Below are 6,178 nucleotides of genomic sequence, written 5' to 3' on the forward strand. Positions count from 1 at the left end.
CACGCGGCTGTCGGGCACGAGTGCGGCGGGCTGTGCGAGCCACGTGGGATACCAGAACGAGCGGACTTCACGTTTGGCCTGATAGCGCGAACCCGCGCCACCATCGAAGCCGTCGTACGACGGCGCCTGCAAGAAAAGCGCTTTCATGATTGCTCCGGCAACTTGCGTTCAATAAAGAAATTTTCGCGCCGCTGGCGCGAAACGTATGTAATGTCAGAGGCCATCGGATGCATCGGTGAAATCCAGCGCCTTCATAACTGAGGATTGATCGGGTTAGTGGACGGTGCAACTGGCACGCGCGCTCCACGCCACACGACATGCGAACCAAACGCTCCAGCGAGCCATTGCAACGCCAATAACGTATCGCGTAGCGGCACGAGCGGCAGATCGCGCCAGAACGAACGCGAATGACGTGCGCCCCGTGCGTGAAGCAGTATCCGCGCGGCCACGCCAACGGCCGAATTGACCGCCATCGCCGTTGCCGCCCACGGATGCGCGCCCGCTACCACGCCCGAACGAAAATCTAACGCCAACCATGCACCGGATACAAGCCACGGCGTAGCAAACGTAATGAACAATGACGCGAAGCCCGGCTGATTCACTGACCTGATCGTACGCAACCAGCGCGTTTCTCTGAGCCACAACGTTGCGAATGTCGGTTCGATGACGTCGGTCGCGACCATCACCGGGGACAGCACCGTACGAAGTCCGAGGTTGCGGACGTGCTCGGCGAGCCAGTAGTCGTCGGCAAGGCAATCTTTCAGCGCATGGAAGCCGCCGATGCGCTCGAGCGTAGCGCGCCGCAACGCGAGCGTCGCCCCGAAGCCAAACCGGCGGGAGCCGACTGCGTGCGCCACTCGCACGGATGGAGCAAACCACTCGTTAATAAAGAGCGCGCCAATACGAGGCCAGAAACCGCCAACACTCTGCGCCACGTAGAGACATGTCACCACGCCGACTCCAGGATCGGCCAACGGCGCTGAAACAGTACTTAAATAGTCGGGGTTGACTGCGATATCGCTGTCCGCAATCACGATCACGTCGTACTTGGCCCGCTCGGCCATGTTGATGAGATTACTCACCTTCAGATTGCTGCCATGTACTCGCGAATCGATTGCGAGTTCGATATCACGCGATGGATACGCAGCCTGCAGACGCCTTACAACCGGAATGGCTGCGTCGCCGGGCGAAGACACACCGAACAGAATCTGGAAGCGTGGATGCGTCTGCTCGCAGAACGTAGCGAGATTCTCATACAACCTCGGCTCGTCACCGCATAAAGGCTTCAATACACTGACGCCGTCGGCCGTTCCAGTATATGGCTGGAACCGGTTGTTGTTCGCGCGAGTCGCGCGCAGAAACGGAGTCGCGACCGCGGCAACGACTGCGTATAGCGTAGCCATGCAGCACAGCACTACCAGCGGCCACCGGCAAGCGGACAAGACAATGTGCATCATCGAACAGTACCTCATGCTACTTCCACCGCTGAGCGCCGCAACGCACGAATCGAGGCGCGGCTACCAGCGCGCGAGAACACACGCTCATTCATTCGTTCATCGCCAACTCGACAACTCGATATCGGCAATCAAGGATCGATCAGGACGCATGTAGTGCATGCTGACTATCGGAAGGCAACATCAATTTTTATCGGATTTCGTGATGGTGAGATAGACGCGTTCCCTTTCTTATTGATCTTGAGCAATGCTTCTTTCAACTGCCTTATTGGCGGCTTCGGCGAGGAGTGGGAATAGGCCTCCAGATGCGGCGCCAATCGCGTTGCAGGTGTTTTCGGCAGCTGATTCAGAACGACACTTACAAGATCCTTTGAGTCATGCCGACACCAGGAATCCAGGCACTCCACGCGGGACGCGACCGCATATTAAATGCAGCATGGCTCTGAATAAACGCCGTAGCGGCTAAAACACTTTTCCTGGAATTACCTGGTGCGGCGGGTTGACAGATCGATCCAGCACCGGCTGGCTTCCCGCCATGACCAGACGTCGACGTGATCACCAACGCGTGCGTCGCTGAAAGTGATTTTTTGAATTCCGCACAAAAGCGGACGGCCGCGCGAAGTGCGAATGACCTCCTGAAAGCAGCCGCACTCAGACATTCTTCTCGATACGATAGCGTCCAATTGACTCAGGTTTCGTCAACAGTCCCTTCCTGCAACATCAACGAATACAGAGTAGCCATCCACCTAGAATGACGATTACCAGATGCGGCGCCCCGCCCGGTGCATTAATGATGTGAAGGCAACTTTCCACGAAAGCGCGACCTTGTTACAAGCGCTGTCGATATTCACCCTGCAAAGCTCTCCCGGAGTTTTTATGAAATCAGCAGTTGTCCAGACGATCACATTGTGTGTCGCTTCAATCATTTCGGTTTCGGTGTTTGCGCAGACCGCGGCGTCCGACGATATCGCCTCGTCAGCCCCTGTGAGCGCCGCCGTAAGCGCTCCTCCGTCCAGCGCGAAAGCACGTCGCGCCCAGAATCATCTGGTGCAAAAAAATGTTCGACATGCCCTGACTGCGACCAAAGGACTCAACTCGTCCGGAATCTCGATTCTCGCGAAAAACGGCGTCGTGACGCTGGTCGGAAGCGCTCCGGACGAAAAACAGATCGCTCGCGCGGCCTCCGTTGCGCAGGGCGCTGCCGGCGTTCAGCGCGTCGACAATAAGCTGAAGGTCTTCGAACCCGGTAACTAAGCTTGCGCGGCAGCAGGTAGATCATCTTTTCGCTGCCGCCGCACGAACACTGCAAGGTACGGATTGCCCGGTGTTTCCCCTGCGCCGAACAACCCGCCAGTGAGCGATCGATTGCCACTGGACCAACCGGCGTGTCGGCCGCCGCTGAACCGCGGCGCCGAACCGAAATCTCCCTCAAGCCACTTCCGGCCCGCCAAGGCGCCTATTCCGGCTCCGCCATCGCTCCCATTCGCATTCGGTTCCAACCTATGACAGAATGAGCCACGCCTAACCTCCTCAAACAGTTGCGCGCAACTGTACCTGCTCCTTGAACTCGCTTTCAGCTACCGTATCAATGTCACTGGTCAACGGCTTTCTAGCCGGTGCGGACCCCGTGGCCATTGAGAGACTAGCCGAGCGGTCCGGCATCCCGCATGCATTGCTGCATAGGCCAGGCGCGCGCGTCACGCAGGAGCAGTTTGCAACGCTGTATCGTCTGCTGGCAGCCGAATACGACGACGAAATGCCCGGCATCTTCAGCCGGCCATTGCGTAATGGCACGCTCAAATATCTCTGCCTCAGTCTGCTCGACGCACCTCGACTGGATGTCGCGATGCATCGCTTCGGCCAGTTCTTCCACCTGATTCTGGACGACTTCACGGTGAAGTCGCGGCGCGATGACTCGCTTTGCCGGATCGAACTCGTGGCGAACGAGGCAAACAAGTTTCAGAACGCGCTTGGGCAGGAGTTGATGTTGAAGCTCGTGCATGGTGTGGCGTCCTGGCTGATCGGGCAGAAAATCCCTCTGGTCGAGGTGGAGTTCGATTTCCCGCGGCCAACGCGAGAGACCGACCACCTCTATCTGTTCCCGGGACCGGTGCATTTCGGTTGTACGCAGACCTGCATGTCGTTTGAAGCCAGATATCTCGACATGGCCATCCGGCAACACAAATCCGATCTGAAGAAGTTTCTGGCGCGTGCACCGGAGGACTGGATCTTCGTGTCGTTTGCCGAACAGATGGTCTGTCACCAGGTTCGCCAATACATTGCGGGTTGCCTTCCAGCAATTCCCACGATTGCGATCGTCGCACAGGATCTGCACTACTCAGTGAGAACACTGTGCCGCCGTCTGTCGATTGAAGGGACGACCTTCCAGGCGATCAAGGACGAACTGCGCCGCGACATCGCTATCCAGCGTCTCACGCGTTCGGCGGACGCAATCGGCGTCATTGCCTACGAGGTCGGCTTTGACGACCCAACCGCGTTTCACCGCGCGTTCCGCCACTGGACGGGCAGCACGCCACAGGCATACCGCAAGATGGTTTGACGCAAAGACTACGCCGATGGCTTCGCCGCATCGACGAGATGCCGTCCGAATCGCTGCTTGAGAACCAGTTTCTGGAGCTTCCCCGTGGCGGTCAGCGGCATCTCGGGAACGAATACAACGTCATCCGGAATCCACCACCTGGCGACCTTGCCCTCGTAGTACGCTAACAATTGTTGCGCGCTCAACGTACTGCCGGCACGCTTTACTACAATCAACACCGGACGCTCGTCCCATTTCGGATGCTCGCAACCAATGCAAGCCGCTGATTCGACCTCGGGATGAGACATCGCCACATGTTCGAGTTCGATCGACGAAATCCATTCGCCGCCGGACTTGATGACATCTTTGCTTCGATCCGTGATCTGCATATAGCCGTCCGGATCGATCGTCGCAACGTCGCCCGTTGAAAACCAGCCGTCCTCCAGTGCTGTTTGCCCGGCGCCATAGTAGCGATCCAGCACCCAGTGGCCGCGTGCCATCAGATCGCCCGCCGACTTTCCGTCCCACGGCAGTTCCGCTCCGCCGGACCCGACTATCTTCAGATCGATGCCAGGCACGACGCGCCCCTGTTTCGCGTCGATGCACTTCTGCTCCTCCGCGGATTTATCCTGGTAGTCATGCGACGGCGAGCATACCGTGCCCAGCGGCGACAGCTCCGTCATACCCCACGCATGCACGGCCTTGATGCCGAGCTCGCGCAACGACGAAGCCAGTTGCGGCGGGCACGCCGATCCCCCGACGATTGCACGCTTGAAGTGCGTGCTGTGCTTGCCCGCACGCCGCATGTAGTCGACGAGGCCCAACCAGATAGTCGGCACGCCTGCCGAAAAGGTGACGCCTTCCTGCTCGAACAGCGTCCACAGCGATTCGCCGTCGAGTTTCGCTCCGGGCAGCACGAGCTTTGCACCCACTAGCGGCGCCGAAAACGGCAAACCCCAGGCATTCACATGGAACATCGGCACTACAGGCGCGACGGTGTCCGTCGAGGACAGACAGAGCGTGTCGGGCAACGCCGACCCGTAGGCCATCAGGCTGAGCGAGCGATGCGAATACAGCACGCCTTTAGGGTTGCCGGTTGTCCCGGACGTGTAGCACAGAACCGCGGCACGCTGTTCGTCGAACCGGGGCCAGTCGAATTCCTGAGGCTGCGCGCCGATCAGCGTCTCGTAGCTCAGCAGCGGCACAGGGAATGTCTCCGGCAATGCCCGCTCGTCGCACAACATGATCCACTTCTCCACAAGCGGGCACTGGTGAGCAATCTGCTCGACAAGCGGTGCGAACGACATGTCGAAACAGACGAACCGGTCTTGCGCGTGGTTGATGATGTAGGCGATCTGCTCAGTGAAAAGCCGCGGATTGATGGTATGACAGACAGCGCCAATACCGGACACGCCGTAGTACAACTCCATGTGGCGATAGCCGTTCCATGCGAGCGTGCCGATGCGATCACCGGCTTCGATGCCGTGCGCCGTCAGCGCATTCGCGAGTTGCATGGCGCGGATATGGCAGTCGCGATAGGTGTAGCGGTGGATATCGCCCTCGACACGGCGCGACACGATCTCGACCTTGCTGGAGTGCCGCGCCGCCTGCTGAAGCAACGACGACAACAGTAACGGCGCGTACATCATCTGGCCAAACAGGTCCATGTGCTTGTCTCCGGAAGGGTCTTCACTCGCGATGCTCTGGAAGGTATTGATCGCCTGCCTGACAAATAAGGCCAGCCAGCCGCGAGCATCGCTGAGGGCAGCGTTACGCTGCATCTTTAGTCTATTCTAGATTGGCCCGCTTCATTGAGCACTAGCAAGCTTGGCCGATTCATTGACAGAATCTGCCATTCCGGGCTTGGGCGAGTCTGCGTGTTCTGCCGATGAAAGAACGGCAGATTTTGTCAATGAAACGGCAGGTTTGGCCATCGGGCGCATGCAGGAGAGGCAGTAGGATTGGTCGTCCGGGCCACTGCCCACGGCCGAGATTACGGGTTTCATACGGCAGGCCGCATGTTTGCACATCCATACCAAGGAGACGGAGATGTATAGCGCACCCATCAAGGACATGCTGTTCGTGATGAAAGAACTGGCCGGTCTCGAACACATCGCGACGCTGCCGGGCTTCGAAGACGCGAACCTCGACACCGCGCAGGCCGTGCTCGAAGAGTCGGCGAAAC

At 58.7% G+C, this 6,178-nt stretch carries 5 protein-coding genes and 1 pseudogene; 3 read left to right on the forward strand and 3 right to left on the reverse strand.

What is annotated here, in order from left to right:
* A pseudogene (locus NE850_RS39125) lies at window positions 1-147 on the reverse strand (hopanoid biosynthesis associated radical SAM protein HpnJ); the annotation flags it as partial.
* 104 nt (window positions 148-251) lie between these two features.
* Window positions 252-1,457 carry a bacteriohopanetetrol glucosamine biosynthesis glycosyltransferase HpnI gene (hpnI, locus tag NE850_RS39130; protein ID WP_310700405.1) on the reverse strand — a complete coding sequence of 402 codons (1,206 nt, stop codon included), beginning with the start codon at window positions 1,455-1,457 and terminating at the stop codon, window positions 252-254.
* Window positions 1,458-2,249: 792 nt separating this feature from the next.
* On the opposite strand from hpnI, the gene NE850_RS39135 reads away from it, so the two are divergent.
* On the forward strand, window positions 2,250-2,708 hold the full coding sequence (locus NE850_RS39135) for a BON domain-containing protein (RefSeq protein ID WP_232064398.1): 459 nt from the start codon (window positions 2,250-2,252) through the stop codon (window positions 2,706-2,708).
* 334 nt (window positions 2,709-3,042) lie between these two features.
* Entirely contained in the window at window positions 3,043-4,014 is a 972-nt protein-coding gene (locus NE850_RS39140; protein WP_007178362.1) for an AraC family transcriptional regulator, read from the forward strand.
* 8 nt (window positions 4,015-4,022) lie between these two features.
* Here the strand turns inward: NE850_RS39140 and NE850_RS39145 are convergent, their stop codons facing one another.
* The gene (locus tag NE850_RS39145) at window positions 4,023-5,660 is read right to left on the reverse strand and encodes a 3-(methylthio)propionyl-CoA ligase (protein WP_035516828.1); all 1,638 of its coding nucleotides are present in this window, start codon (window positions 5,658-5,660) and stop codon (window positions 4,023-4,025) included.
* Window positions 5,661-6,042: 382 nt separating this feature from the next.
* On the opposite strand from NE850_RS39145, the gene NE850_RS39150 reads away from it, so the two are divergent.
* Window positions 6,043-6,178 (forward strand): acyl-CoA dehydrogenase N-terminal domain-containing protein (locus NE850_RS39150; protein WP_171916835.1); only part of this gene is annotated, 136 nt, incomplete at its 3' end.

It is taken from the genome of Paraburkholderia sp. USG1, from assembly GCF_031570135.1.
GTDB classification, from domain to species: Bacteria; Pseudomonadota; Gammaproteobacteria; order Burkholderiales; family Burkholderiaceae; genus Paraburkholderia; species Paraburkholderia dioscoreae.